This is a genomic window from Pseudidiomarina terrestris (assembly GCF_030466375.1).
GTDB classification, from domain to species: Bacteria; Pseudomonadota; Gammaproteobacteria; order Enterobacterales; family Alteromonadaceae; genus Pseudidiomarina; species Pseudidiomarina terrestris.
Genome location: NZ_JAGGJE010000011.1, coordinates 1 through 778, shown reverse-complemented (window position 1 = coordinate 778; position 778 = coordinate 1). Strand labels below are relative to the sequence as shown.

2 tRNA genes and 2 rRNA genes are annotated in these 778 nt (G+C 49.2%); all 4 read left to right on the top strand.

Annotation, left to right across the window (positions count from 1 at the left end):
• Window positions 1-49 (top strand): 16S ribosomal RNA (locus tag J6J28_RS12775); the annotation flags it as partial.
• 100 nt (window positions 50-149) lie between these two features.
• Window positions 150-226 (top strand) — tRNA-Ile (locus tag J6J28_RS12720).
• Between the two features lie 154 nt (window positions 227-380).
• Window positions 381-456: transfer RNA gene (locus J6J28_RS12715), tRNA-Ala, on the top strand.
• Window positions 457-671: 215 nt separating this feature from the next.
• Window positions 672-778 (top strand): 23S ribosomal RNA (locus J6J28_RS12710); the annotation flags it as partial.

Sequence of the window (778 nt, the reverse complement as noted above, 5' to 3'; positions counted from 1 at the left end):
GTCGTAACAAGGTAGCCGTAGGGGAACCTGCGGCTGGATCACCTCCTTATGAAACAGCCTTGAAGAAGTTAAGTGCTCACACAGATTGCCTGGTTTGGTAGAAGTAACAAGAGAAACTGGGTCTGCCTATGGCAGATTTAGCGGATACTGGGTCTGTAGCTCAGCTGGTTAGAGCGCACCCCTGATAAGGGTGAGGTCGGTAGTTCAAGTCTACTCAGACCCACCATTTTGAGCGCCTGAGCTGCGTTGGAAAGCCTCTCGCATACTGATGTATGCGTCGCGACTTCCCGCCTTGTCAGCCACTCAAAATTCCCTTATCAAGTTTGTCGCGGTGTTGCGAAGCGCGCAACGCAGCTATTGGTGGTTTAGGCAAGCATTAGGGGGCCATAGCTCAGCTGGGAGAGCGCCTGCCTTGCACGCAGGAGGTCAGCGGTTCGATCCCGCTTGGCTCCACCATTTCTCTTGAAGTTAGCGTTAAGCGTTTTGATTAAAATGCTTACCGGTAACTTTGTGTTACACGCTCTTTAACAATATGAACAAGCTGATTGTAATAAAGTAATGAAATGCCACTCTACTTGAATCAAACCTATTTTTGGTAGAGGCGTATCGAACTTGTGTACAGCATCGAGAACAGCCCATACGACTGAAGACTAAACATCTTCGGGTTGTATGGTTAAGTGACGAAGCGTAGACGGTGGATGCCTAGGCAGTTGGAGGCGATGAAGGACGTACTAACTTGCGATAAGCCATGATGAGGCAGTAAGAGCCGCATGAGTCA